Here is a 22,499-nt window from a genome sequence, read left to right as displayed (position 1 = left end):
CCATGGCCGCGACCAACGTCTTCACCATCGATCCCTGGGGGGTGGCCGAACACGGCCTGGACATCCCGGGACTCGCCCGCGCCGAGTCGGTGTTCGCGCTCTCCAACGGCCACGTCGGCCTGCGCGCCAACCTGGACGAGGGCGAACCGCACGGCCTGCCCGGCACCTACCTCAACGGCGTGTACGAGCTGCGGCCGCTGCCGTACGCCGAGGGCGGCTACGGCTTCCCGGAGTCCGGGCAGAGCGTCATCAACGTCACCAACGGGAAGATCATCCGGCTGCTGGTCGACGACGAGCCCTTCGACCTCCGCTACGGCAAACTCCTGAGTCACCAGCGGCAGTTGGACTTCCGCGAGGGGGTCCTGCGGCGCGAGGCCGAGTGGACCTCACCCGCCGGGCGGACGGTGCGGGTCACCTCCAGCCGGCTGGTCTCGCTGACCCAGCGGGCGATCGCCGCGATCGACTACCAGGTCACCGCGGTGGACGGCCCGGTGCGGATCGTGCTCCAGTCCGAGCTGGTGGCCAACGAGCAGCTGCCGGAGAGCACGGGCGACCCCCGCGCCGCCGCCGCCCTGGAGGCGCCGCTGCTCAGTGAGGCGGCGCACGCCGACGGGACGAAGGCCGTCCTGGTGCACCGGACCCGCTTCAGCGGCCTGCGGGTGGCGGCCGGGATGGACCACCTGGTCGAGGGGCCCGAGCACTTCGACGCCACCGCCGAGTACACCGAGAACCAGGGCCGGTTCAGCGTCACCACCGTGCTCAAGGCGGGCGAGCGGCTGCGGCTGGTCAAGTTCATCGCGTACGGCTGGTCGGCGACCCGCTCGCTGCCCGCCGTCCGCGACCAGGTGGAGGCCGCGCTGACCGCCGCCCGGTTCACCGGCTGGGACGGGCTGTTCGCCGAACAGCAGCAGTTCCTCAAGAAGTTCTGGGACACCAGCGACATCCAGCTGGACGGCGACGTGGAGCTGCAGCAGGCCGTCCGCTTCGCGCTCTTCCACGTGCTGCAGGCGGGCGCGCGGAGCGAGGAACGGGCCATCCCCGCCAAGGGGCTGACCGGCCCGGGTTACGACGGGCACAGCTTCTGGGACACCGAGACCTTCGTGCTGCCGGTGCTCACCTACGCCATGCCCTCGGCGGTCAAACAGGTGCTCACCTGGCGGCACGCCACCCTGCCGCTGGCCCGCGAACGCGCCGCCCAACTCGGCCTGGCCGGCGCGCTGTTCCCCTGGCGGACGATCCACGGCGAGGAGTGCTCGGGCTACTGGCCGGCCGGCACCGCGGCCTTCCACATCGGTGCGGACATCGCCGTCGCCGTCGCCCGCTACTGCCGCGCCACCGGAGACACCGAGTTCGAGAAGACCCTGGGCCTCGAACTGCTGGTGGAGACCGCCCGGATGTGGCGCTCGCTCGGCCACCACGACTCCGAGGGCCGGTTCCGGATCGAGGGCGTCACCGGACCCGACGAGTACAGCGCGATCGCGGACAACAACGTCTTCACCAACCTGATGGCGCAGACCAACCTGCGGGTCGCCGCCGAGACCGCCACCCGCCACATGCACGAGGCGTCCGCCCTGGGCGTGGACACCGAGGAGGCCGCGACCTGGCGGGACGCCGCCGCGGCGATGTACATCCCGTACGACGAGAAGATCGGCATCCACCCGCAGGCCGACGGCTTCACCGACCACCAGTTCTGGGACTTCGAGAACACCCCGCCGGAGAAGTACCCGCTGCTGCTGCACTACCCGTACTTCGACCTGTACCGCAAGCAGGTGGTCAAGCAGGCCGACCTGGTGCTGGCCATGCAGGTGCGCGGCGATGCCTTCACCGAGGAGCAGAAGGCCCGCAACTTCGCCTACTACGAGCGGCTCACCGTCCGCGACTCCTCGCTCTCCGCCTGCACCCAGGCGGTCATCGCGGCCGAGGTCGGCCACCTGGACCTGGCGTACGACTACACCGCCGAGGCGGCCCTGATGGACCTGCACGACCTCGGCGGCAACACCAAGGACGGCCTGCACATGGCCTCCCTGGCCGGGGCGTGCATCGCCCTGGTGGCGGGGCTCGGCGGCCTGCGCGACCGCGACGAGGAACTCTCCTTCCGGCCCCGGCTGCCCGCCGGGCTGCGGCGGCTGGCCTTCGCCATGGTGGTCCGGGACCGGCTGCTGCACGTGGAGATCACCCATCAGCGCACCACCTACACACTGCGCCGGGGTGCGCCGATGACCCTGCTGCACGAGGGGGAGCAGTTGAAGCTGGAGCACAGCAGGCCGGTCAGCCGGCCGACCACCGTGCCGGTGACCCCGTCGGAGCTGTGCATCCAGCCGCCGGGGCGCGAGCCGGCCAGGCGGCAGGCGCAGGCGGGTCTGCCGATCGGCGTGGTGGAGCACCTGCCGGCCGAGTGACACCCCGTCGCCGCCCGGAGCCCGCCGCTCGGCGGGCTCCGGTGACGGCCGCCGCCGGGGCGGCCGAGTGCCCTTGGCGCAATGCCCGGGAGCTGTGAGTTCCCGTGGCTTCCTGTGAGTTCGACCAGCCCTTTCCCCCCGAGGGGTAAAGGGCTGGTCGAATCTTGTACCGCCCGTTGTTTGACCTGCCCATGGCTGGCTAGCGTCGGCGCCGGTTTCCGGTGGTGAGCGACGGCCTGAACGGCCGTCACTTCCGCCTGCCCGGTTGCCGGAGCCACACCGATTCCGTGCGACCGTCCCCCACGCACAGCCCCCGGCCCTCGAAGGGCTACCAGCCCAGCCACAGGAGGCAGTTCGGTGCACACCCCCACCATGCCCGCATCCACCCGCCGGCTCGTCCTGGCGCTCGCCGGCACCGCGGCCCTCGCCGTGTCCGCGATCTCGACCGCCGCTCCCGCCGGCGCCACGCCAATCACCGTCCACAGCAAGGGCGGTGCGTCATGGGTGCGAGCCTGTGACACGCTCGCCAAGGGCGACACCATGGCCTGCAACGCGCTGCGCGTCACCAACACCGTCCAGCGGGTCCACCCGATGGGCGTCACCCCGAACGCGACGCCGTCCGGCTACGGGCCGAGTGACCTGCTCAGTGCGTACAACCTGCCGGCGGGCGGCGGTGCGGGCCAGACCATCGCCATCGTGGACGCCTACGACGACCCCAATGCCGAGTCCGACATGGCGGTCTACCGCGCCCAGTACGGCCTGCCGGCCTGCACCACTGCCAACGGGTGCTTCAAGAAGGTCAACCAGACCGGCGGCACCAAGTACCCGTCCAAGAACTCGGGTTGGGCCGGTGAGATCTCGCTCGACCTCGACATGGTCTCCGCGATCGCCCCCAATGCGAAGATCATCCTGGTGGAGGCGAACACCGCCGGCATGACCAACCTCGGCACCTCGGTGAACACCGCGGTCAAGCTCGGCGCCAAGTTCGTCTCCAACAGCTACGGCGGTTCGGAGTCCTCCGCCGACACCTCGTACGACACCTCGTACTTCAACCACCCGGGTGTCGCCATCACCGTCAGCGCGGGCGACTCGGCGTACGGCGCCCAGTACCCGGCCTCCTCCAGGTACGTCACCTCGGTCGGCGGCACGGCGCTCAAGCGCAGTTCCGGGGCGCGCGGTTGGAGCGAGTCGGTGTGGTCCACCAGCAGCACCGAGGGCACCGGTTCCGGTTGCTCGGCCTATGACGCCAAGCCCACCTGGCAGAAGGACACCGGCTGCGGCAAGCGCACCGTCTCCGACGTCTCGGCGGTCGCCGACCCGGCCACCGGTGTGGCGGTCTACCAGACCTACGGCGGCAGCGGCTGGGCGGTCTACGGCGGCACCAGCGCCTCCTCCCCGATCATCGCGGGCGTCTACGCGCTGGCCGGGGCCCCGTCCACCGGCAGCTACCCCGCGTCCTTCCCGTACGCCCACACCTCGGCCCTGAACGACGTGACCACGGGCTCCAACGGCAGCTGCTCCCCGTCCTACCTCTGCACGGCCGGTACCGGCTACGACGGCCCGACCGGTCTCGGCACCCCGAACGGCCTCACCGCCTTCGCGGGCTGAGCGGACGAGGGGCGCGGGGAACGGCGGGAGCGACCCGGTCGCGCCGTCCCCCGCGCCCCTTCGGCGACCCGTCCGACTCTCCCGGGCGGGCCGTTCTCCCGGGCGACCCGTTCGCCGTACCCCCGGGTGCCCGGCGGACGCCCTGCCCGCAGGCTGGTGGCGTCCCGTGACCAGCCGGTGAGACGAGGTGGCCCGATGGGCAGCGTGGCCGAGCAGATGGTGGAGGTACTCCGGCAGGCCGGGGTGGAGCGGGTCTACGGTGTGGTCGGGGACAGCCTCAACCCCGTGGTGGACGCCATCCGCCGGGCTCCGGACGTGCACTGGGTGCATGTCCGCAACGAGGAGGCGGGGGCCTTCGCCGCCGCGGCCGAGGCGGAGCTGACCGGCCGGCTCGCGGTCTGCGCGGGCTCCTGCGGCCCCGGCAACACCCATCTGATCCAGGGCCTGTACGACGCCCAGCGCAGTGGCGTGCCCGTGCTGGCGCTGGCCTCGCACATCCCGTCCGGCCAGATCGGCACCGGGTTCTTCCAGGAGACCCACCCGGACCGGGTGTTCACCGACTGCAGCGGCTTCTGCGAGCTGGCCGGCGCCCCCGCCCAGTTCCCGCGCCTGATGAGGGTCGCCATCCAGCACGCGATCGGCGCCCGCGGGGTCTCGGTCCTGGCGTTCCCCGGCGACGTGGCCGCGCTGCCTGCCGCCGGGCCGACCGGGAGCGGCCACTTCCTCGACGAGCAGGCGGTGGCCGCCCCGCCGTGGTCGCAGGTGCAGGCGCTTGCCGCGGCGCTGAACTCGGCGGACCGGGTGACCCTGTTCTGCGGGGCCGGAGTCCGGGACGCCCACGCCGGGGTGATGGAGCTCGCGGGGAAGCTCAACTCGCCGATCGGGCACTCGCTGCGCGGCAAGGAGTGGATCCAGTACGACAACCCGTACGACGTCGGGATGAGCGGCCTGCTCGGCTACGGCGCCTGCCACGAGGCGCTGCACGAGGCCGATCTGGTCCTGCTCCTGGGCACCGACTTCCCGTACGACACCTTCCTGCCGCAGGGCCGCACCATCCAGGTCGACCACGACGCGACCCGGCTCGGCCGCCGCACCCCGCTCGAACTCGCCGTCCACGGCGATGTGTCGGCCACCCTGCGGGCCGTGATGCCGCTGCTGGAGCAGAAGCAGGACCGGCGCTTCCTCGACGGCCTGCTGGCCAAGCACTGCAAGGCACTTGAGGACGTGGTCGGCGCCTACACCAGGAACATCGAGAAACAGGTGCCGATCCATCCCGAGTACGTGGCCGCCGTGCTGGACGAACTCGCGACCGACGACGCGGTGTTCACGGTCGACACCGGGATGTGCAACGTCTGGGCGGCCCGCTATCTGACGCCCAACGGCCGCCGCCGGGTGATCGGTTCGTTCCTCCACGGCTCGATGGCCAATGCGCTGCCGCACGCGATCGGCGCCCAACTCGCCTTCCCGGGACGGCAGGTGGTCTCGATGTCCGGTGACGGCGGGCTCGGCATGCTGCTCGGCGAACTCCTCACCGTCGCCAAGCACCGGCTGCCGGTCAAGATCGTGGTGTTCAACAACGGCGCGCTCGGCATGATCAAGCTGGAGATGCTGGTCTCCGGCTACCCCGAGTGGGAGATCGACAACGGCGACGTGGACTACGCGGCCATCGCCCGCGCGATCGGCATCCAGGCGAAGCGGGTGACGGAACCGGCCAGGGTGCGGGAGGTGCTGGCCGAGGCGCTGGAGAGGCCCGGCCCGGTACTGGTGGACGTGGTCACCGACCCCAACGCGCTCTCCATCCCGCCGCGCATCACCGCCGCCCAGGTCAAGGGGTTCGCCCTGGCCGCGGGCCGGACCGTGCTGTCGGGCGGCGTCGGCAAGATGGTCGACCTGGCCCGCAGCAACCTGCGCAACGTTCCCCGCCCCTGAGGCGCAAGGCCCTGGGGCGCGGTGTCCTTGAAGCGCCCTGCCGTTGAGGTGCGATCGGGTGCCGCACCCGTCCCCGCACTCCCTGGACTCCCCTGCGGTCCAGGGAGTGCAGGCTCAGGTGCCGTCCCGCCGGATGCGTGGTCGGGGCGGGCCGCCGGCGGAGGTCACTCCCGCCCCCGAACCAAGATCCTGGCAACCGCGCCGCCTCGGTGCCATGGGACGAACTTCCTACTGCCGGCCCCGCGAGGGTGCTGTCCGCCGCCTTCGGGGCGTGTCGGCCGCTCTCAGCACACCAGGCCCATCCGGCGGGCGGCCAGCCCGGCGGAGACCTTGTTGTCGGTGTCGAGCTTGCGGTAGATCCGCTCCAGATGGCGTTTGACCGTGTGCGGGGAGATGGCCAGGCGGCGCGCGATGGCCGTGGCCGTGAGACCTTCGGCGAGCAGGCTCAGCACCGCCAGTTCACGCGGCGTCAGCCCGTGCTCGGCGGCCCGGTGCACCACGTCGTCGACCCCGGCCGCGCCGGCGGCGTCGCGGAGCTGCCGCAGCCTGCGCTGCTGGCGGTCCGCACCGATCAGCAGCGGCTGGATCCGCTCGGCCATGGCGAGCGGCCGCGGGCCGAAGTCGGTGCCGCGGCGGCTGAAGACGACGATCCGGGCGGTGTGGTGCGCCGCGGCCAGCGGAAGGCCCAACTGCTGGGTGGTGCCGAACGCCCGGTAGGCCTGGTCGTAGCAGGCCGAGCCCCGCCACCCGTCGCAGATCCCGGCCACCGTCACGGGACGGAACCCTCCGGTGGTGAGGTACCCGATCAGGGGGTGCTGCTGCCGCACCTGCAGTTCCACGTGCCTGCTGATCGCCGTGCCGATCCGCTTCGGCGCCCATCCCTCGGCCCGGGCCGTCCGGTCGGCCGGGTGCAGTTCCGTGATGCTCACGGTGCGGCTGGCGAAGACGTCGAGCAGGTGCTCCGCAAGCAGGTTCCACAGGCTCTCCGGCTCGTCGGTCTCCAGAACCGCCACGACCAGATCGAGTACCCGCCCGTACTCCAGGGTGTCCGACTTCGTCATGGCCCTCAGCATCGCCTTTGGGACGGTCCGTCGTCGATGCCGCACCCGGAGTGAGATTGCCAAGCAGGCAAATTTCTTGCCTAGGAGGCAGGCCGGGTGTGGACTGGGCACATGAGTGCGGACCAGGAGGTCGAGGGCCTCGGCGCCAGACTTCGGGAGCACCGGCTGAGCAGCCGGCACACGCTCGAAGCGGCGGCGGCCCGGGTGGGCCTCTCCCCAGCGTATCTGTCGCGCCTGGAGACCGGGCAGCGGCAGCCCTCGCTGCCGGTACTGCTCGGGTTGGCCCGGGCGTACGGCACGACGGTGGCCGGGCTGCTCGGTGAACTGCCGGGCGAGCCGGATCCGGTGATCAGGGGTGGCGCGATCGAGCCCGGCCGGGCCGGCGGCTGGGGTTACCGGCGGGCCGGTGCCCCGGGGCGGGCGATGCAGGCGCTGCGGGTCCACGTGCCGCCGGGGCTGCAGGACGCCGTCGTCCGGGTGCACCCCGGCGAGGAGTGGCTGTACGTCCTGCAGGGGCGGCTGAGGCTGACCCTCGGTGAGCAGATCCACCTGCTGGAGGTGGGCGACTGTGCGCACTTCGACTCGCTCACTCCGCACCGCATCGCGGCCGACTCCACCGACGGCGTCGAGCTGCTCTTCATGCACACCCTGCTGCAGAGCCCGGGTGGCGAACTCTGCCTGGGCGGGGGCCACTGAGGTCCCAGGATCCCGGGTTCACCCCACGTACGCCTCTGAAGGGAGGCCCATCATGGCCAGGCAACCCATCGACGCCCGTCGACTCCCGAACCGCGGAATCTGGGTGCGCATAGTCCTCTACACCGCAGCGGGCCACGTGTTCGCCGCATTCCTCTTCCTGCTCTTCGAACTCGGCAAGCGGTAGACCGGAACCGGTAGGGCTCAGGTCGCGTCGGCCCGCGGTGCGGACAGGCCGATCAGCGTGCACAGCGCGTCCAGCGCGGCGGAGAAGGCGTGCTCCGGCGGGGTGCCGTACCCGATCACCAGCGACGAGGGTGCGTCGGGTGCGGGCCCGGCGGCCTGGGTGCGGCACTCCGACATGGTCTGCAGCGCGAGGCCCAACCAGGCGGCCTGGTGCCGGAGTTCGCCCTCGCTGAGCGACCCCGGGGGCAGCTGCAGGACCGCGTGCAGTCCGGCCGCGATGCCGGTGACGTGGACGTCCGGGGCCCGTTCGGCGAGCGTGCCCACCAACTGGTCGCGGCGGCGCTGGTAGCGCAGCCGGCAGCGGCGGATGTGCCGGTCGAAGCCGCCCGAGGTGATCAGCTCGGCGAGGGTCAGCTGCTCCAGGGCGCCGGACTGGCCGTCGGCCAACTCCTTCTGCCGGACCACCGGTTCGACCAGTTCCCCGGGCAGTGCGAGCCAGCCGAGCCGCAGTCCGGGGGCGAGGCTCTTGCTGGCGGTGCCCGCGTACACCACCCGTTCCGGGTCCAGCGCCTGCATCGCGCCGACCGGCTGCCGGTCGTAGCGGAACTCGCCGTCGTAGTCGTCCTCGATGATGATCCCGCCGGTCTCCCGGGCCCAGGCGACGGCGGCGGACCGGCGCGCGGCCCTCAGCGATACGCCGGTCGGGAACTGGTGCGCCGAGGTGAGCACCACCGCGCCGGCGCCCGAGCCGGCCAGCAGGTCGGTGCGCGCGCCGCCCTCGTCCAGCGGAAGCGCCACGGTGTCGAGACCGGACGCCGTGATCACCTGCTGCTGCGGCGGCAGCCCGTACTCCTCCACCGCGACCGCCCGGACGCCGCGCTCGCGCAGCGCGCCGCACAGCAGACCGAGGCCCTGGGTGTAGCCGGCGCAGATCAGGATCCGCTCGGGGTCGGTACGCACCCCGCGGACCCGGGCCAGGTACTCGGCGAGGGCGCGGCGCAGCTCGATCCGCCCGCGCGGGTCGGAGTAGCCGAACACTTCGTTGGGTGCGGCGGTCAGCGCCCGCCGGGAGGCCGCCAGCCAGGCCGAGCGGGGGAACAGCGAGACGTCGGGGCGCCCCGGGAGCAGGTCGTAGCGGACCGCGGCGCGGCGCGGCCGTACCGTCGGCGCGCCGGCCTCGGACGGTGTGCCGCGCTCGGCCACCACGGTGCCCGAGCCCTGCCGGGAGGCCAGCCAGCCCTCGGCGGCGAGCTGGGCGTACGCCTCGGCGACGGTGTTCCTGGCGATGCCGAGGTCGGTGGCCAGGGCCCTGGAGGACGGCAGCCGGGTGCCGGGGTGCAGGCGGCCGTCGCGGACCGCGGCGCGCAGCGCGTCCTCCAGGGCCGCGCGCAGGCCGAGTCCGCGCGCTCGCCCGGAGGTCAGGTCGATAAGCAGGTCGCCGCCGAAAGTGGCCCAGGATTCCATGCGCCAAATGAACCACATGGGCGGGCCACTCGGCATCTACGGTTGTCCACGTGACGACGAACCAGAACGCTTACGCCCCCGCCCCCGTCCAGCGCATCTCGCTCCCGCAGCAGGCCCCCGAGTTCTACCGGGCCATGATCGACCTTGACCGGGCCGCCTCCGCCGGGCTGGACCCGATCATCGCCGAACTGGTCAAGACCTACGCCTCGATGATCAACGGCTGCGCCTTCTGCCTAGACATGCACACCACCGACGCCCGCAAGATCGGCGAGCAGGCCCACCGGCTGTTCAGCCTCCCGGCCTGGCGCGAGACCCCGTGGTTCACCGCCCGCGAGCGCGCCGCCCTGGCCCTGACCGAGGCGGTCACCAAGGTCACCGAGGGGCATGTGCCGGACGCGGTCTTCGAGGAGGCCGCCAAGGTCTTCGACGAGAAGGAACTGGCCCAGCTGCTCGCGATGATCATCACCATCAACTCCTGGAACCGCATCGCCATCTCCACCCGGCTCAGCCCGGCGCCCAAGGAGGCGTGAACAGGGCCCTCCGGGGCCGATCGGTGGGCCCCGGAGGGCCCACCCCGCCCCGTGGGGGTTCGGCTGTCCAGGTCCGATCTCCGCCAGTCCACCGTCGCGTCTCACTGACAGGCTGACACCATGACCACTCAGCACGACAAGGCCAAGCTCTTCACCGATCTGCACCGCCCCGGCGACCCGCTGGTGCTGGCCAACGTCTGGGACGCCGCGAGCGCGCGACTGGTCGCCGCCGCCGGTGCGCGGGCGATCGCCACCGCCAGCGCCAGCGTGTGCTGGACGCTCGGCGCGAAGGACGGCGGCGGTCTCGACCGGGACCGGGCGCTGGCCCAGACCGCACTGATCACCGGTGCGGTGGACCTGCCCGTCACCGCCGACCTGGAGGACGGCTTCGCCGAGACCGCCGCCGGGGTGGGTGAGACCATCACCGCCCTGCTCGCGACCGGCGCGGTCGGCGTCAACCTGGAGGACGGCCCCGCCGGCGGGGCGCGCGAGCTGCGCCCGGTCGCCGAGCAGGCCGAGCGGATCGCGGCCGCCCGCGCTGCGGCCGACGCGGCCGGCGTGCCGTTGTTCATCAATGCCAGGACGGACGTCTTCCTGCGTGGCGTCGGCGAGCCCGAGAGCCGTCTGGACGCGGCCCTCGCCCGCGGACTGGCCTATGTCGACGCGGGCGCGAGCGGCGTGTTCGTCCCCGGCACGGCCGACCCGGCGGTCATCGCGGTGCTGGCCGAGGCCCTGCCGGTCCCGCTCAACGTGTCCGGCCACGCCGCCGCGCCGGGTGTCGCCGAGCTCGCCGCCCTGGGCGTGGGCCGGATCAGCCTCGGACCCGGCCTCGCCGAGGTCGCGTACGCGGCGGTGCGGCGCGCCGCCCGCGAGGTCTACGCCGACGGCACCTTCGGCGGGCTCGCGGACGGGCTGAGCTATCCGGAACTCAACGGTCTGTTCCAGGACTGACCGGGAATCAGTAGGTCGTCCTCCGGCTGCGGCTACTACCGGCGTCACGGGGCGCCGGTCCCCGCAGCCGGAGGTCCGCCCGTCGTCACCGAATCTTCACAAGCTCGGCCGGCCGTGGTTGGAGGCCGTCGGTTCCCGTACCCCGACGGCCTCCAACCGCCTCCTCAACCGTTCAGCCGCACCCGCAGCTCGCGGACGCTGTTGCTGACGAAGGACGCGATCGGCTCCGGCTCGGGCCCGTCCGCGAGCGAAAGGCCGGGGAAGCGCTCGAACAGGCCGCGCAGCGCGGTCTCCGCCTCCAACCGGGCCAGGCCCGAGCCGAGGCAGAAGTGCGGGCCGTGGCCGAGCGAGAGGTGCCGGAGGGGCTGCTGCCGGGAGAGGTCGAAGCGGTCCGCGTCGGGGTAGTGGCTCGCGTCCCGTCCGACGGCACCGTACGAGGCGAGCATCGCCTCCCCGCGCCGGATCACCACGCTGCCGAGCTCGCCCCCGTCCACCTCGATGTCCTCGATCGCGTACCGCAGCGGGAACTGCCCCACCGGCGAGTCGTAGCGCAGGGTCTCCTCGACCACCGCCGACCAGGAGTACGTGCCGTCCAGTACCTGCCGCAGCTGTTCGGGGTGGGCGAGCAGCGCGCGCACCGCGTTGGTGATCAGGTTGAGCGTGGTCTCGTGCCCGGCGATCAGCATCAGCAGCAGCGTGCCGACCAGCTCCTGCTCGCTGAGCCGGTCCTCGTCCTCGCGGGCGGCGATCAGGTCGGTGGTCAGGTCGTCACCCGGCTCGGCCCGCTTGGCCTCGACCAGCGACGCCAGCAGCGCGAACAGCGAGGCCTGCGCGGCGACGGCCTCCTCGGGCGTGGCGGAGCTGCTCACCAGGGTGTCGGACAGCTCGTGCAGCTCGTCCTGCTGCTTGGGCGGGAGTCCGAGCAGTTCGCCGATCACCTGCATCGGCAGCGGGTAGGCGAAGTGCTTCCGAAGGTCGAACTCGCCGTCCAACTGCGCGATTCCGTCCAGCAGCCGGGCGGTGAGGCGCTCGATCCCGGGCTGCAGCGCGCTGACCCGGCGCGGGGTGAAGGCCTGGCTGACCAGGCCGCGCAGCCGTCGGTGGTCCTCGCCGTCGGCAGTGGTCATCCCGGGCACGGTGACGAAGTTGAGCAGCGGCCAGCCCTTGGGCAGGCGGCCTTCCCTGAAGGTGTCCCAGAGCTGCGGGTTCTTCCCGACCCGGGGGTCGGTGAGCAGCTGCTGGAGGGTGTCGTGGCGGGTTATCGCCCAGACCACCACCCCGCCAGGGAGTTCCACCACGACCGCGGGTCCCGCCGCCCGGAGCCTTGCGTTCTCGGCGTGCTGGTCGCGTCCGAAGGGGTCGAGCCGGACGGGTGCGGTACGGGGGTCGGAGGTGTCCATACGGGCCTTTCGGGTGCGGGGATGCGCGGTGGGGTGAAGGCGCTGTAGAGCACCGGCAGGGACACCAGCGCTCGCGACCACGGTGACGGCCGCCAGGCCAGCTCATGGGCGGGTACCGCGAGTTGGAGGTCCGGCAGTCGGTGCAGCAGGGTCTCCACCGCGGTCTCCACGATCAGCCGGGCCGGGTGCTGGGCCGGGCAGACGTGCCGGCCGGCGCCCCAGGCCAGGTGGGCGCGGTTGCCGCCGATGCCGTCGGGGCTCTGCACGGCCGGGTCGGCGTTGGCACCGGCGATGCCGAGCACCAGCATGTCGCCCGCGCTGATGTACTGGCCGCCGAGGACGGTGTCGCCGGTGGCCCAGCGGCCGGGGAAGTTCTGGGTGGGCGGGTCGCGCCAGAGCACCTCGTCCAGGGCGTCCGGGACGGTCAGCCGCCCGCCCGCGAGGGTCGCTCTGAAGCGGCGGTCGGTGAGCAGCAGGCGCAGGGTGTTGCCGATCCAGTTGATGGCGGTCTCGTTGCCCGCGACCAGGATCACCACCAGGTGGTGGAGCGCTTCCTCGTCGCTCAGCCCGGCTTCGTGCGCCAGCAGCCAGGAGGTCAGGTCGGCTCCGGGCGTGGCCCGGCAGCGGCGGACCAGGTCGACCAGGATGGCCTGGAACTCGGCGTTCGCCCGGACCGATTCCTCGCTGCTGTCCACGAAGTGGCTGATCAGATCGATCAGGTGCGGTCCGGCCTCGGCGGGCAGGCCGAGCAGCTGGGTGAAGACCAGCAGCGGCAGGCGGCGCGCGTACTGGGCGATCAGGTCGGCGGTGCCGTCCGGACCCAGGCCGTCGATCAGGGAGTTGGCGGCGTTCTCGGTCAGCTGCCGCAGCTGTCGGTGGTCGATCCGGGCCAGGGTGTCGGCGACCGCGCCCCGCAGCCGCTGGTGGTCGGCTCCGTCCAGGTTGAGCAGGGTGGGCCGCCAGGAGGTCATCGGCAGCAGCGGCGACTCGGGCTTGAGCCTGCCCTCCCGGGGTACCCGCCAGCGGCGTGAGTCCTTGGAGAACAGCTGCTCGTTGCGGGTGAGTTCGAGCAGTTCGGCGTAGCCAAGCACCAGCCACGCCTCGACTCCGGGCTCCAGCTCGATCGGGGCGACCGCGCCGTGCTCCGCCCGCATCCTGGCGTAGAGGCCGTGCGGGTCGTCGGAGACCGAGGCGCCGTACAGCGGTGCGGTACCGAGCTTGTCGTGCATCGGGCAGCCGGGCAGCGGGACCCGGGCGCCGGTCGGTCTGCCCGCCCCGGGTTGTTCCGGGCCGCCGGGGGCGCCCGCGGGGTGGCCCGGCACGTCCGCCGCGGGCGGCGCGCCGGCCGGCTCCGGCGGCTGGACCCGGCTGTCCTGCTGGGGAGTCGTCATGGCTGCAGCTCCAGGGCCGCGGTGGAGTGCAGGTGGTCGACGAAGTCGATCAGGACGTCGTAGGCGGCCCGGCGGTCCCGGGCGTCACACCTGAGGATCGGCACCTCGGGCAGGAGGTCGAGCGAGGCGCGCAGCTCCTCCTCGGGGTAGGCGGGCGTGTCGGGGAAGGCGTTGACGGCGACGGCGAACGGGATCCGCCGCTCCTCCAGCTGCCCGAGCACATCGAAGCTCTCCTCGATCCGCCGGGCGTCGACCAGCGCGATCGCGCCGAGCGCGCCGCGCGAGAGGTCATCCCACAGCGGCCAGAACCGCTGCTGCCCGGGGGTGCCGAAGAGGTAGAGGGCGAGCCTGGGGTTGAGCGTGATCCGGCCGAAGTCCAGCGCGACCGTGGTGGTGGTCTTCTCGGGCCGGCCGGTGAGGTCGTCCACGTCCACGCCGGCGGCGGTCATGGTCTCCTCGGTGCGCAGCGGTGTGATCTCGCTCAGCGAGCCGACCAGGGTGGTCTTGCCCACCCCGAACGGACCGGTGACCAGGATCTTCACCGCGCCCTGCACGGTGGACGGCAGGTAGACCGGCTCAGCGGAGTTGGCGGAGGCCAACGAGCACCTCTTCCAGGAGGGTTGCGGGCAGGCGCTTGGCCTGCGGTACGGGTGGGACTGCGGGGGGCAGGACCTGGACGGCGCCGAGGTCCCGGAGGTCGCCGACCAGCACCTTGACCACGGCCAGCGGCAGACCGAGGTGGGCAGCGACCTCGGCGATCGAGAGCAACTCCCGGCAGAGCAGCAGGATGCGCCGGTGCTCGCGGTTCAACCCGGGCTGCCGCTGCAGGAGTTCGTCGATCAGGACGGCCGGGTCCACGCTGATCAGGCTCTCCAGCGCCAGCTCCTGATCGGGTCCGCTGGGCCGGCTCCGGCCGCCCGTGATCACATACGGCCGGACCGGGCCGCTCAACGCGCGTCCCCCAAGGCCGCCTCCACCCGCGGCGGGCTGGTCAGGTGGGTGCCGATCCGCTCCACCAGCATCTGCATCTGGTACGCCACCAGGCCGGCGTCCACGGCCTCGCTGGTCACCACGGCCAGGTGGGCGCCGGCTCCGGCGGCCACGATGAACAGGTAGCCGCCGCCGTACTCGATGATGATCTGGCGGGTGGTGCTCTGCCGGCCGCCGAAGCCCTGTGCCACTCCGCGAGCCAGCGACTGGAGTCCGGAGCAGGCGGCGGCCAACCGCTCGGCGTCGTCGCGGGCGATCCGCTCGCTGCGGCCGATCTCCAGGCCGTCGCTGGACACCACGACGGCGTGCTGCACCTCGGGAACGCTGATGATGTCGGCCAGCAGCCAGCCGAGGTCAGGAGTGGTGGTCATGGAACTCTCCGGAGTGCTGGGGGGATTGGGGGGAAGGGGAAGCGGGGGGAGAAACGGGGAGGCCGTCGGGCCGGGTCTGCTCGCGGGCCGCCGAGCGGCCGTCGGCGGTACCGGTCTGGAAGAGGGACATGAAGGTCTGTGCGTCGCGTGCGGAACGCGGCGGCACGGGCAGTTCGAGGGTCGTCTCGTCCGGGCCGTCGGCGGGCGCGGGGGCGGCGTGCCGCCGGTTGGCCCGGCGCGGCAGGCCGCCGGGGGTGGGCGGGGGCGCGGGTACCTGCTCCTGCGGGGCGGGCCGCTGCTGCCGGGGAACCCGGTCCGCCGGCGGCTCCCGGTGGCCGGTCCCCGCTCCCGCCGGGCGCTCGAAGGCGTCCGTGCGCCGTCCGGTGGCGGGCCCGGGCAGCGGGTCGGTGAGCAGCGGGGTGGGCAGCAGTACCACCACCCGCACCCCGCCGTAGGGCGAGGGGGCGGAGCTGAGGGTGACCCGGAAGCCGTACTGCTCGGCGAGCCGGCCGACCGCCGCCAGCCCCAACTGCGGTACCTCGCCGAGCCGGGAGACCTCCATGGCGCCGCCGCCCGCGAGTGCGGCCGCGGCCTTCTCGACGGCCTGCTCGGACATGCCGACCCCGGCGTCGTCGATCTCGATCACCGTGCCGTTGTGCACCGGCATCAGGGTGACGTGGACCTGGGTGCTCGGCGGCGAGTACCGGGTGGCGTTGTCGAGGAGTTCGGCGACGGCGTGGATCAGCGCCTCGGCGGCGGCGCCGACCACGGCGGTCTCGATCCGGCTGCGGATCACCACCCGCTGGAACGGCAGGATCCGGGACTGGGCGCCGCGCACCACGTCCTCAAGCGCGACCGGTTCGGGCCAGTGCCGTCCGGCCCGGGCGCCGCAGAGCACGGCCAGGGTCTGTGCCAGGCGGGCCTGTTGGGCGGCCGCGTGGTCGGCCTTGAGCAGCCCCTCCAGCAGGGCCGGGTCGTCGTGCCGGCGCTCCATCTCGTCCAGGCCGGCCTGCTGGTCGTGGGCCATCACCAGGATGCGCCGGGCGACGCTGAGGAAGGCCCGGCGGGTGGAGGCGTTGAGCTCCTGCTCGCGCTCGATGGCGGCGTGCTCGCTGCTGCGCAGTTCGGTCTCGTTCTGCAACTGTGCGCGCAGGGCGGCGAACTCCTGCTCCTGGGTGTGGAGCCGGGCCCTCAGGGTACGGCTGACCGCGCGGTACCGTGCGGCGGCCAGGAGGGAGAGGGCGGCGAGCACGCCGGCAGCCGGACCGCACCACTGAGTCATCGTCACGCGGGGGATTCTAGGGGGATGATCCTACGTATGTGTGAACGTATCTGACGTTCAGTGACCCGATCGCGACATTTCTGCTGCTGGACAGCTCAACTGGGACCAAGGTTGGCCGGATCGGGCTCCAGTTCACCCCCGAGACAGCTCAAATCCGGTTACCTGTCGGTAATTTCGTCCGATCCGGCGATCCGGCGATCCGGCGATCCGGCGATCCGGCGATCCGGCGATCCGGTGCCGGGCCGGCGGACGGGGGATCGCCGGATCGCGGCACCGCCCGGCCGCCCCGGCCGGTTCAGCTGCCCGCGCCCAGCCGGCGCACGATCACCACCGTCCGGTCGTCGGCGACGTTGCGGGCGACCGTCTGCAGCAGCTCCGCCGCCGGATCGGCCGCACCGCCGTACCGGAGCAGCGGTGTGGCCGCCTCCAGCAGTCGCCCGATGCCCTGGTCGATGTCCTCGCCGGGCACCTCGACCAGGCCGTCGCTGTAGAGCAGCAGCGAGTCCCCGTACGCGAGCCGCCCGGCGGTCGGGGGGTAGCGCGTCCCCGCGAAGATCCCCAGCGCGGGTCCGCTCTCGCCGCGCAGCTCCCAGCGGCCGCCGTTCGCGCGGTGGTAGTGCGCGGCGGGCGGGTGCCCGGCGTTGAACAGCCGGTAGCGCCCGGTCGATGGGCTGAGCGCGAGGTGGACGGCGGTGGCGAACTCGTCCTCCCAGTCGCCGGCGGCCAGGTAGTCGTTGGCCCGGGGCAGGAAGGCCTCGGGCGGCACCGAGCCGAGCAGCATCGCGAACGCCCCGGACAGGTGCATCGACCGCGCGGCGGCCCGGCTGCCCTTGCCCGAGACGTCGACCAGGACCACCTCCAGCAGGTCCCGGTCGGGCCGCTGCGAGGTGAGCAGGAAGTCGCCGGCGAAGAACGCGCCGCTGACCGGGGAGAGGGCCCGGTGGAAACGCCAGTCCAGCAGGCGGTCGGGGAGGCGGCCGAGGTCCCGGGTGCGCTCGGCGAGTTCCAGCAGCATGGTGTCGCCCCGGGTGCCGCGCAGTCCGAGCCGGCTGCGGTGGCGGGACATCAGCAGCCCGATCACCGCGGCGAGCGCCACCATCAGCGCCGAGCCGAGCCGCACCCCGAGGGGCACGCGCAGCAGCCGCTGGGCGAGCAGCCCGAGCCCGACCGGGACCAGCAGCATGGCCTGCAGGCGGATGTGCAGGAGGAAGCCGCCGACCAGCAGCGGCAGCGACAGCGCCGACGGCGGGCAGTCGTTCGGCGCGGCGATGGCGAGCAGGGTCAGCAGCGCACTGCTGATGGTGAGCAGAACGAGGGCGAGCCACTCGGCCTGCGGGTCGCCGTCCAGCAGGCGGCTCAGCCAGCGTCCGTAGGGGCCGCGCCGCAGCGCTCCGGCGAGCTGTCGTGCCACCGTGGTGACTGCGGGCACGAGGACCTCCGCCGAGACTCGGGCCAGGCCACTGACCATCCGTTGGCTCAGGTCAATCTAGCGTCGCAGGTCCGGATCCCGGTGAATGCCGCGTCGGCGCGAGGGGCGTCCCTTCGGTCGGGGCGCGGCTACCGAGATTGTCCGCAGCGCACCGGGCTTCAGCCCGGAGAGCGCGTCAATGGCCGTCGCTCTCCCCGTACGGCTCCTGGGCGCGGGCGGGGACCGGCCGCAGCGAGCGCAGGCCGCGGGCGATCGCGAAGGCGCGCCGCGCGGTGTCCGCCAGTCCGCTGCCGAGGGGTGGCCGTACGGCCGCGGCCGGGCGGTGCTGCTCCGGGATGGGACCGGTACCGGGACGGGTGGTCCGCGTGGTCTGCGTCATGCCGCCCTCCTCCTCGTGATCGTGCCTCGGGGCCGCCTGCTCCGCGGCCCACGCCCCCGGCGGCGCGATGCGGGCCGCCCGGACGGTACCTACCCAGGCCCACCCCCGGTGCGACCGGCGGTATGCGACAGTTCGGTCTCGAATCCCCGGGTCCGCACCGGTACGTGCGCGGCGTCCATCCGGATCGGCCCTGCCACGGTACGCGACCCGCTGCGGGCTCCCCCCGGCAGGCCCCCGCCGCTGAACCGCCGCACGGCTCCGCCCCGTTGGGCCACCCTGTGCCCTGGGCACGGTCGGCGTCAAGCCGCCGCCCTCCCTGAAGCCGCCTTCAGGCGGGCCAGGCCCGCAGCCCCTCGGTCAGCACCCGGATCAGCCGCTCCCGGGTCACCGCCAGGTCCTCGGCCAGCTGGAAGGCCCCGCCGGCACAGAGCGAGGCGAAGCCGTGGGCCATCGAGCGCACGGTGCGCGCCGCGTGGATCGCCTCCGAGTCCTCCAGGCCGTATCCGCGCAGCACCGCCAGGATCACCCCGACCAGCCGGCCGGCCGCGTACTGCAGGTCCTCGTCCTCCTGGGGCGCTTGCGGCAGCGCGGCGTACCGGCGCGGGTGGCGGCCCGCGTAGTCCAGGTAGGCCGCCAGCAGGGCCTCGACCGCCTCGTCCTGGCTGCGCCCCAGCACCGCCGCAGCCAGCTGCTCGGCCAGTTCCTCGGTGACCCGGACGGCGATCAGCCGGCGCAGTTCGGCCAGGCCGCCGCTGACGTGCTTGTACAGGGACGGGGTGGCGACGCCCGCGCGGGCGGCCACGGCGGCCAGGGTGAGGGCCTCGGGGCCCTCCTCGTCGATCAGTTCGAGGGCGTGGCCCACGACGGCGGCGGGGGTGAGTCCGACCCTGGGCATCAGGCGACCTCGTGCAGGAAGGGGAGCAGGGCGTCGGCGGTGGCTCCGGGGAACTCCGCCTGCGGGTAGTGTCCGGCACCGTCGATCATCACCTTACGGCCCTTCAGCGCGGCGGCCTGCCGGTCGGCGAGCGCGGCCGGGTCGGGAAAGTCGACGTCCTTGCTGCCCATGATCACCAACGCCGGGCAGCGGACCGCCGCCGCCGACCCGGCGGCCACGGAGTCGCCGCCCAGCTGGCCCCGGGTGGCGTTCTTCCGGCCGGGGGCGCACAGCGCGGCGACCAGACCGGCCCGGTAGGCCCCGAAGTCGGCGGGCCGGCGCGAGGGGTAGTAGTACCGCTGGGCGGCGCCCCAGCTTCCGGGGAAGGCCAGCACCAGCGGGCCGAGCGCCTTCATCAGCGCCCGCCCGAAGGCGTTCGGCGAGTGCTCCAGGAAGGCGTCGATCAGGGCGATCCCGGCAACCCGCTCGGGAGCGGTTCCGGCCGCCTTGACCACGGTGGCGCCGGTGTAGGAGTTGCCGACCAGGACGGCCCGCGCGATGCCCAGGTGGTCCAGCAGGGCGAACACGTCGTGCGCGACGGCGTCGGGCGAGTAGTCGTCCCAGGCGATCGAGGACTCGCCGAAGCCGCGCAGATCCATGGTGATCACCCGGTGGCCGGCCGCGACGAGCAGCGGCCGCAGGTACCGGTACGAGGCGCGGGAGTCGAGCATGCCGGGCAGCAGCACCACGGGGGCGCCGCCGGCGGTGGTGCCGCTGTCGTCGAACGCGATCCGGCCGCCGGGGACGTCGAGGAACCGGGTGTCGGGGTGCTGGGTGCCGGGCATGGTGAGCCTCCGCCGTTGTGTGGCTGCTTCCTGTAGCCCAAAAGCTATGGCTAATAGCTTTAGCCGTCAAGGGGTCTGCGGTGACTGCACTCGCGGACTCCGGTGGGGTGCTCGCCGCCCGGGGTCTTCCGGGCGTCGGTGCTCCGGGGTCGTGCGATACGGTGCGGCTGACCGCAGAACCCGAACCTGAGGGGCTGTCATGCCGTTCATCAACGTCAAGCAGCTGGCCGGCCGCACCGAGGAGCAGAAGGCCGAGATCGCCCGCGAGCTCACCGAGGCGTACGCCCGGGCGACCGGCGTGCAGCCGGAGAGCATCTGGGTGGCGATCGAGGAGGTGCCGCGCGAGAACTGGGCGATCGCCGGTGCGACCTTCGCCGAGCGGGACCGCCGGGCCCAGGGCTGATCCCCCTGGTGGATAACGGGCTGTCATGGGGCGAGCTGGTCAATAGTCACAAATCGCCCATTGCGCCTCAGGAGCCAAGGACTTCACTAGGCGTGCAGCTTGGAATCATGGCCTTCTCGGATTAACGTTTGATAACGCAGCGCGGTCGGCAACGCCGTACCCGAACGGCACCGTGCTGTCGCCCAATCCCCAAGATCTGCCCCGTGGGTGGGTCCGGGAGCCGGGGAACCACGTTCCTGGGGTGAATCGGGTGGGCCCGCCCACTCGTAGGAGACCTTCCTGCTCCGAACCCGTCAGCTAACCCGGTCGGCGCGAAGGAAGGAAAGGAGCGCGCCCGGTGGCGTCCTTGTCGCACAGCCCTGCCAACCTCGGGGTCGGCAGCGTCGGGGTCGGCACCCAGCTGCTCGACCTTCCGCCGGAACCGGCCGCCGACGCCGACGGTGCGGCCCGGCACCGGATGCCCCGCCAGTCGCGCAGCGGCTCGCTGCTCGGCGTGACCGCGATGGCCGCCGGACTCGGCGCCACCGGTTTCGCCACCGCAGGACCGGCCGCCGCGGCCACCGCCACCCAGCCGCCCGCTCCCGCGCCGGCGTTCTCCGTCCCCGACACGGCCTCGGACCACGTCCTGGCCGCCGACCCCGGACTCACCCTCACCGCCCGGATCCAGCAGCAGGCCGACGGAGAGCGCACCAGCACGGAGGAGGCCGCCCGGCTGGCCGCCGCCCAGGAGGCCGAGGCCAAGCGGGCCGTCCAGCAGGCCGAGGCCCAGGCCGCCGGGGAACGCGCCCGGCTCGGCACCCTCCGGCCGCCGGTCGACGGCTACACGCTCGCGACGCGGTTCGACCAGGCCGGTTCGCACTGGTCCCAGCCGCACACCGGCCTGGACTTCGCCGCTCGCACCGGCGCCCCGGTCACCGCCGTCGGCGCGGGCACCGTCACCGCGGCCGGCTGGTCCGGCGCGTACGGCTACCGGGTGGTCCAGACCCTGCCCGACGGCACCGAGATCTGGTACTGCCACCTCTCCGCCATCTCCGCCGTGTCCGGACAGGTCACCGCGGGCACCCAGCTCGGCCGGGTCGGCGCGACCGGGCACTCCCGCGGCGTCCTGCCGTCGGGCGTGCCCCTCGGCCCCCACGTCCACCTGGAGGTCCGCCCCGCCGGGGGCGCCCCGGTCGACCCGCTGGCCTGGTTCCACTCCCACGGCCTCCAGCCGTAACGGCCCTCGGCCGCCGGGCGCGCCCCGGCGGCCGGCCCGGCCGGGCCCGGTACACCCTGGTGCAGGGGCGCGGTGCGGCGGGTCGCCGGGCGTACGGCGGCCGGCCGGTCAGGCGTCCGTGCCCGCCAGGTACTCCTCGATCTCCGCCGTCTCCGGCTCGGGCGCCAGGTCCGCGAACTCCGCCACCAGCAGCTCGGGCAGCCCCGGTACCGTCCACTCCCCGCACAGCCGCAGCGCCTCCGCCGCCACCGCCGCCTCGAAGTCCTCGAAGTCACCGGCGAGTTCGTCGGGCATTGGCAGGCCCAGCGCGTTCCGCCCGGCCAGATTGCGGTAGCTGCGCCGCATCAGCCGGTTCTCCAGCAGCAGCCGCGCCCCGTCGGTGGCCATCCCCACCGAGAGCACTCGCGCCCGGTTCCAGCCCTCGTCCCCCTGCACCGGCTCCATCGGCCCCAGCTCCTCCAGCCAGACGAAGCACGCGATCCGCTGGTCCTCCGTCAGTGCGCGGAACTCCTCCAGCCAGGCCCGTACGGCCGCCGCGTCGCTGACGTCCACGCCGTCCGCGCGCAGCAGCAGCGTGTACAGCCGGGGCCAGGTCAGCAGGTGCGGTCGGCGCAGCAGGTCGCAGAGCAGCTCGCCCTGCCACTCGGCCTCCGCGTGCAGCCTGGCGTGCCGCTTGGCGTTCAGCCGCCGGGTCGCCCGCTGATGGTCGATCAGCAGCCGCACCGCCCGCCCGTACGCCTCCGGTTCGGCCACGGGCTGTACGTACAGGTGGAGCTGCTCGTGCAGCAGCTGCTCCAGCAGCGGCGAACTCAGCTCGGGGAAGCCCTCGTGCATCGACGCGCCGCCGAGCTCCAGCAGGGTGAGCACCGTCCGCAGCGCCTCTTCGGGCACCGGCTCGTACCCGTGCTCGGCCGCCCAGGCGAGCAGATCGGTGGTGCGGGTACCCGGGGTGAGCTGCAGATCGTGGTTCACGCTACGTACCGTAGCCGGTGCCAGGGGGTACGGCCTCCGTGCGGGTGCCGCACCCGTAGCCGGGGCCCGCTGTAGGGTCGGACGGCATGGAGCCAGAACCGGGACCGGCCGGGTCGGGGCGGGCCG

At 73.1% G+C, this 22,499-nt stretch carries 22 protein-coding genes and 1 riboswitch; of the genes, 9 read left to right on the top strand and 13 right to left on the bottom strand.

Going from position 1 to position 22,499, the window contains the following annotated elements:
- Positions 1-2 precede the first annotated feature (2 nt).
- The 3 genes from ACWDAK_RS20160 to ACWDAK_RS20150 all read left to right on the top strand — a co-directional run bounded on the left by ACWDAK_RS20160 (position 3) and on the right by ACWDAK_RS20150 (position 5,936).
- A complete protein-coding gene (locus tag ACWDAK_RS20160; protein ID WP_344637322.1) occupies positions 3-2,399 on the top strand; it encodes a glycoside hydrolase family 65 protein in 2,397 nt (798 codons plus the stop codon).
- Positions 2,400-2,771: 372 nt separating this feature from the next.
- Positions 2,772-4,007, top strand: a complete 1,236-nt coding sequence (locus ACWDAK_RS20155; RefSeq protein WP_427394339.1) for a S53 family peptidase — start codon at positions 2,772-2,774, stop codon at positions 4,005-4,007.
- 195 nt (positions 4,008-4,202) lie between these two features.
- On the top strand, positions 4,203-5,936 hold the full coding sequence (locus ACWDAK_RS20150; protein WP_344637321.1) for a pyruvate dehydrogenase: 1,734 nt from the start codon (positions 4,203-4,205) through the stop codon (positions 5,934-5,936).
- A 284-nt stretch (positions 5,937-6,220) separates the two neighbouring features.
- Here the strand turns inward: ACWDAK_RS20150 and ACWDAK_RS20145 are convergent, their stop codons facing one another.
- Positions 6,221-6,997: a helix-turn-helix transcriptional regulator gene (locus tag ACWDAK_RS20145; RefSeq protein WP_344637320.1), complete on the bottom strand. Its 777-nt coding sequence runs from the start codon at positions 6,995-6,997 to the stop codon at positions 6,221-6,223.
- 111 nt (positions 6,998-7,108) lie between these two features.
- On the opposite strand from ACWDAK_RS20145, the gene ACWDAK_RS20140 reads away from it, so the two are divergent.
- Together ACWDAK_RS20140 and ACWDAK_RS20135 are read left to right on the top strand one after the other, a co-directional pair.
- Positions 7,109-7,693 carry a helix-turn-helix domain-containing protein gene (locus ACWDAK_RS20140; protein WP_344637319.1) on the top strand — a complete coding sequence of 195 codons (585 nt, stop codon included), beginning with the start codon at positions 7,109-7,111 and terminating at the stop codon, positions 7,691-7,693.
- Positions 7,694-7,745: 52 nt separating this feature from the next.
- Positions 7,746-7,877, top strand: a complete 132-nt coding sequence (locus tag ACWDAK_RS20135; RefSeq protein WP_344637318.1) for a DUF6126 family protein — start codon at positions 7,746-7,748, stop codon at positions 7,875-7,877.
- A gap of 17 nt (positions 7,878-7,894) precedes the next feature.
- Here ACWDAK_RS20135 and pdxR read toward each other — a convergent pair whose 3' ends face one another.
- Positions 7,895-9,340 carry a MocR-like pyridoxine biosynthesis transcription factor PdxR gene (gene pdxR, locus ACWDAK_RS20130; RefSeq protein ID WP_344637317.1) on the bottom strand — a complete coding sequence of 482 codons (1,446 nt, stop codon included), beginning with the start codon at positions 9,338-9,340 and terminating at the stop codon, positions 7,895-7,897.
- A 50-nt stretch (positions 9,341-9,390) separates the two neighbouring features.
- On the opposite strand from pdxR, the gene ACWDAK_RS20125 reads away from it, so the two are divergent.
- The gene (locus ACWDAK_RS20125; protein WP_344637316.1) at positions 9,391-9,870 is read left to right on the top strand and encodes a carboxymuconolactone decarboxylase family protein; all 480 of its coding nucleotides are present in this window, start codon (positions 9,391-9,393) and stop codon (positions 9,868-9,870) included.
- A gap of 120 nt (positions 9,871-9,990) precedes the next feature.
- Entirely contained in the window at positions 9,991-10,821 is an 831-nt protein-coding gene (locus tag ACWDAK_RS20120) for an isocitrate lyase/PEP mutase family protein (RefSeq protein ID WP_427394330.1), read from the top strand.
- Positions 10,822-10,985: 164 nt separating this feature from the next.
- On the opposite strand, the gene ACWDAK_RS20115 is transcribed toward ACWDAK_RS20120, so the two are convergent.
- The 10 genes from ACWDAK_RS20115 to ACWDAK_RS20070 form a co-directional block, all read right to left on the bottom strand.
- Entirely contained in the window at positions 10,986-12,119 is a 1,134-nt protein-coding gene (locus ACWDAK_RS20115; RefSeq protein WP_344637314.1) for a cytochrome P450 family protein, read from the bottom strand.
- A complete protein-coding gene (locus ACWDAK_RS20110; RefSeq protein ID WP_344637313.1) occupies positions 12,080-13,612 on the bottom strand; it encodes a cytochrome P450 in 1,533 nt (510 codons plus the stop codon). The genes ACWDAK_RS20115 and ACWDAK_RS20110 overlap by 40 nt, the downstream gene beginning before the upstream one ends.
- Positions 13,609-14,211, bottom strand: coding sequence for a GTP-binding protein (locus tag ACWDAK_RS20105; protein WP_344637312.1), 603 nt, complete (start codon positions 14,209-14,211; stop codon positions 13,609-13,611). Before ACWDAK_RS20105 ends, ACWDAK_RS20110 begins: the two co-directional genes overlap by 4 nt.
- The gene (locus ACWDAK_RS20100) at positions 14,189-14,563 is read right to left on the bottom strand and encodes a DUF742 domain-containing protein (protein ID WP_344637311.1); all 375 of its coding nucleotides are present in this window, start codon (positions 14,561-14,563) and stop codon (positions 14,189-14,191) included. The genes ACWDAK_RS20105 and ACWDAK_RS20100 overlap by 23 nt, the downstream gene beginning before the upstream one ends.
- The gene (locus ACWDAK_RS20095) at positions 14,560-14,973 is read right to left on the bottom strand and encodes a roadblock/LC7 domain-containing protein (RefSeq protein ID WP_344637310.1); all 414 of its coding nucleotides are present in this window, start codon (positions 14,971-14,973) and stop codon (positions 14,560-14,562) included. The genes ACWDAK_RS20100 and ACWDAK_RS20095 overlap by 4 nt, the downstream gene beginning before the upstream one ends.
- Positions 14,957-16,255, bottom strand: coding sequence for a sensor histidine kinase (locus ACWDAK_RS20090; protein WP_427394340.1), 1,299 nt, complete (start codon positions 16,253-16,255; stop codon positions 14,957-14,959). Before ACWDAK_RS20090 ends, ACWDAK_RS20095 begins: the two co-directional genes overlap by 17 nt.
- A gap of 295 nt (positions 16,256-16,550) precedes the next feature.
- Positions 16,551-17,684 (bottom strand): PP2C family protein-serine/threonine phosphatase, encoded by a 1,134-nt coding sequence (locus ACWDAK_RS20085; protein WP_344637309.1) that lies wholly within the window; start codon positions 17,682-17,684, stop codon positions 16,551-16,553.
- A 175-nt stretch (positions 17,685-17,859) separates the two neighbouring features.
- The gene (locus ACWDAK_RS20080; RefSeq protein WP_344637308.1) at positions 17,860-18,063 is read right to left on the bottom strand and encodes a hypothetical protein; all 204 of its coding nucleotides are present in this window, start codon (positions 18,061-18,063) and stop codon (positions 17,860-17,862) included.
- A 328-nt stretch (positions 18,064-18,391) separates the two neighbouring features.
- Positions 18,392-18,958: a TetR/AcrR family transcriptional regulator gene (locus ACWDAK_RS20075; protein WP_344637307.1), complete on the bottom strand. Its 567-nt coding sequence runs from the start codon at positions 18,956-18,958 to the stop codon at positions 18,392-18,394.
- Positions 18,958-19,782 (bottom strand): alpha/beta fold hydrolase, encoded by an 825-nt coding sequence (locus tag ACWDAK_RS20070; RefSeq protein WP_427394331.1) that lies wholly within the window; start codon positions 19,780-19,782, stop codon positions 18,958-18,960. Before ACWDAK_RS20070 ends, ACWDAK_RS20075 begins: the two co-directional genes overlap by 1 nt.
- A gap of 199 nt (positions 19,783-19,981) precedes the next feature.
- Between ACWDAK_RS20070 and ACWDAK_RS20065 the strand changes: the two genes are divergently transcribed.
- Both ACWDAK_RS20065 and ACWDAK_RS20060 read left to right on the top strand, forming a co-directional pair.
- Complete coding sequence (locus ACWDAK_RS20065) at positions 19,982-20,185, top strand: tautomerase family protein (RefSeq protein WP_344637305.1); 204 nt, start codon at positions 19,982-19,984, stop codon at positions 20,183-20,185.
- A gap of 169 nt (positions 20,186-20,354) precedes the next feature.
- Positions 20,355-20,511: riboswitch (cyclic di-AMP (ydaO/yuaA leader) on the top strand.
- Between the two features lie 11 nt (positions 20,512-20,522).
- Positions 20,523-21,401 carry a M23 family metallopeptidase gene (locus ACWDAK_RS20060; RefSeq protein ID WP_344637304.1) on the top strand — a complete coding sequence of 293 codons (879 nt, stop codon included), beginning with the start codon at positions 20,523-20,525 and terminating at the stop codon, positions 21,399-21,401.
- A gap of 108 nt (positions 21,402-21,509) precedes the next feature.
- On the opposite strand, the gene ACWDAK_RS20055 is transcribed toward ACWDAK_RS20060, so the two are convergent.
- The gene (locus ACWDAK_RS20055) at positions 21,510-22,373 is read right to left on the bottom strand and encodes a hypothetical protein (protein WP_344637303.1); all 864 of its coding nucleotides are present in this window, start codon (positions 22,371-22,373) and stop codon (positions 21,510-21,512) included.
- Positions 22,374-22,499: the final 126 nt, after the last annotated feature.

It is taken from the genome of Kitasatospora sp. NPDC001175 (assembly GCF_053598215.1).
This window is presented reverse-complemented; position numbering and strand designations above follow the sequence as displayed.

Bases quoted from the DNA above. Each gene is read 5' to 3' on its own strand.
- ACWDAK_RS20095 (WP_344637310.1), bottom strand. From the start codon at position 14,973: ATGACCACCACTCCTGACCTCGGCTGGCTGCTGGCCGACATCATCAGC.
- ACWDAK_RS20160 (WP_344637322.1), top strand. From the start codon at position 3: ATGGCCGCGACCAACGTCTTCACCATCGATCCCTGGGGGGTGGCCGAA.
- ACWDAK_RS20110 (WP_344637313.1), bottom strand. From the start codon at position 13,612: ATGACGACTCCCCAGCAGGACAGCCGGGTCCAGCCGCCGGAGCCGGCC.
- pdxR (WP_344637317.1), bottom strand. From the start codon at position 9,340: ATGGAATCCTGGGCCACTTTCGGCGGCGACCTGCTTATCGACCTGACC.
- ACWDAK_RS20140 (WP_344637319.1), top strand. From the start codon at position 7,109: ATGAGTGCGGACCAGGAGGTCGAGGGCCTCGGCGCCAGACTTCGGGAG.
- ACWDAK_RS20135 (WP_344637318.1), top strand. From the start codon at position 7,746: ATGGCCAGGCAACCCATCGACGCCCGTCGACTCCCGAACCGCGGAATC.
- ACWDAK_RS20080 (WP_344637308.1), bottom strand. From the start codon at position 18,063: ATGACGCAGACCACGCGGACCACCCGTCCCGGTACCGGTCCCATCCCG.
- ACWDAK_RS20150 (WP_344637321.1), top strand. From the start codon at position 4,203: ATGGGCAGCGTGGCCGAGCAGATGGTGGAGGTACTCCGGCAGGCCGGG.
- ACWDAK_RS20120 (WP_427394330.1), top strand. From the start codon at position 9,991: ATGACCACTCAGCACGACAAGGCCAAGCTCTTCACCGATCTGCACCGC.
- ACWDAK_RS20090 (WP_427394340.1), bottom strand. From the start codon at position 16,255: ATGACTCAGTGGTGCGGTCCGGCTGCCGGCGTGCTCGCCGCCCTCTCC.
- ACWDAK_RS20075 (WP_344637307.1), bottom strand. From the start codon at position 18,958: ATGCCCAGGGTCGGACTCACCCCCGCCGCCGTCGTGGGCCACGCCCTC.
- ACWDAK_RS20070 (WP_427394331.1), bottom strand. From the start codon at position 19,782: ATGCCCGGCACCCAGCACCCCGACACCCGGTTCCTCGACGTCCCCGGC.
- ACWDAK_RS20065 (WP_344637305.1), top strand. From the start codon at position 19,982: ATGCCGTTCATCAACGTCAAGCAGCTGGCCGGCCGCACCGAGGAGCAG.
- ACWDAK_RS20145 (WP_344637320.1), bottom strand. From the start codon at position 6,997: ATGACGAAGTCGGACACCCTGGAGTACGGGCGGGTACTCGATCTGGTC.
- ACWDAK_RS20155 (WP_427394339.1), top strand. From the start codon at position 2,772: ATGCCCGCATCCACCCGCCGGCTCGTCCTGGCGCTCGCCGGCACCGCG.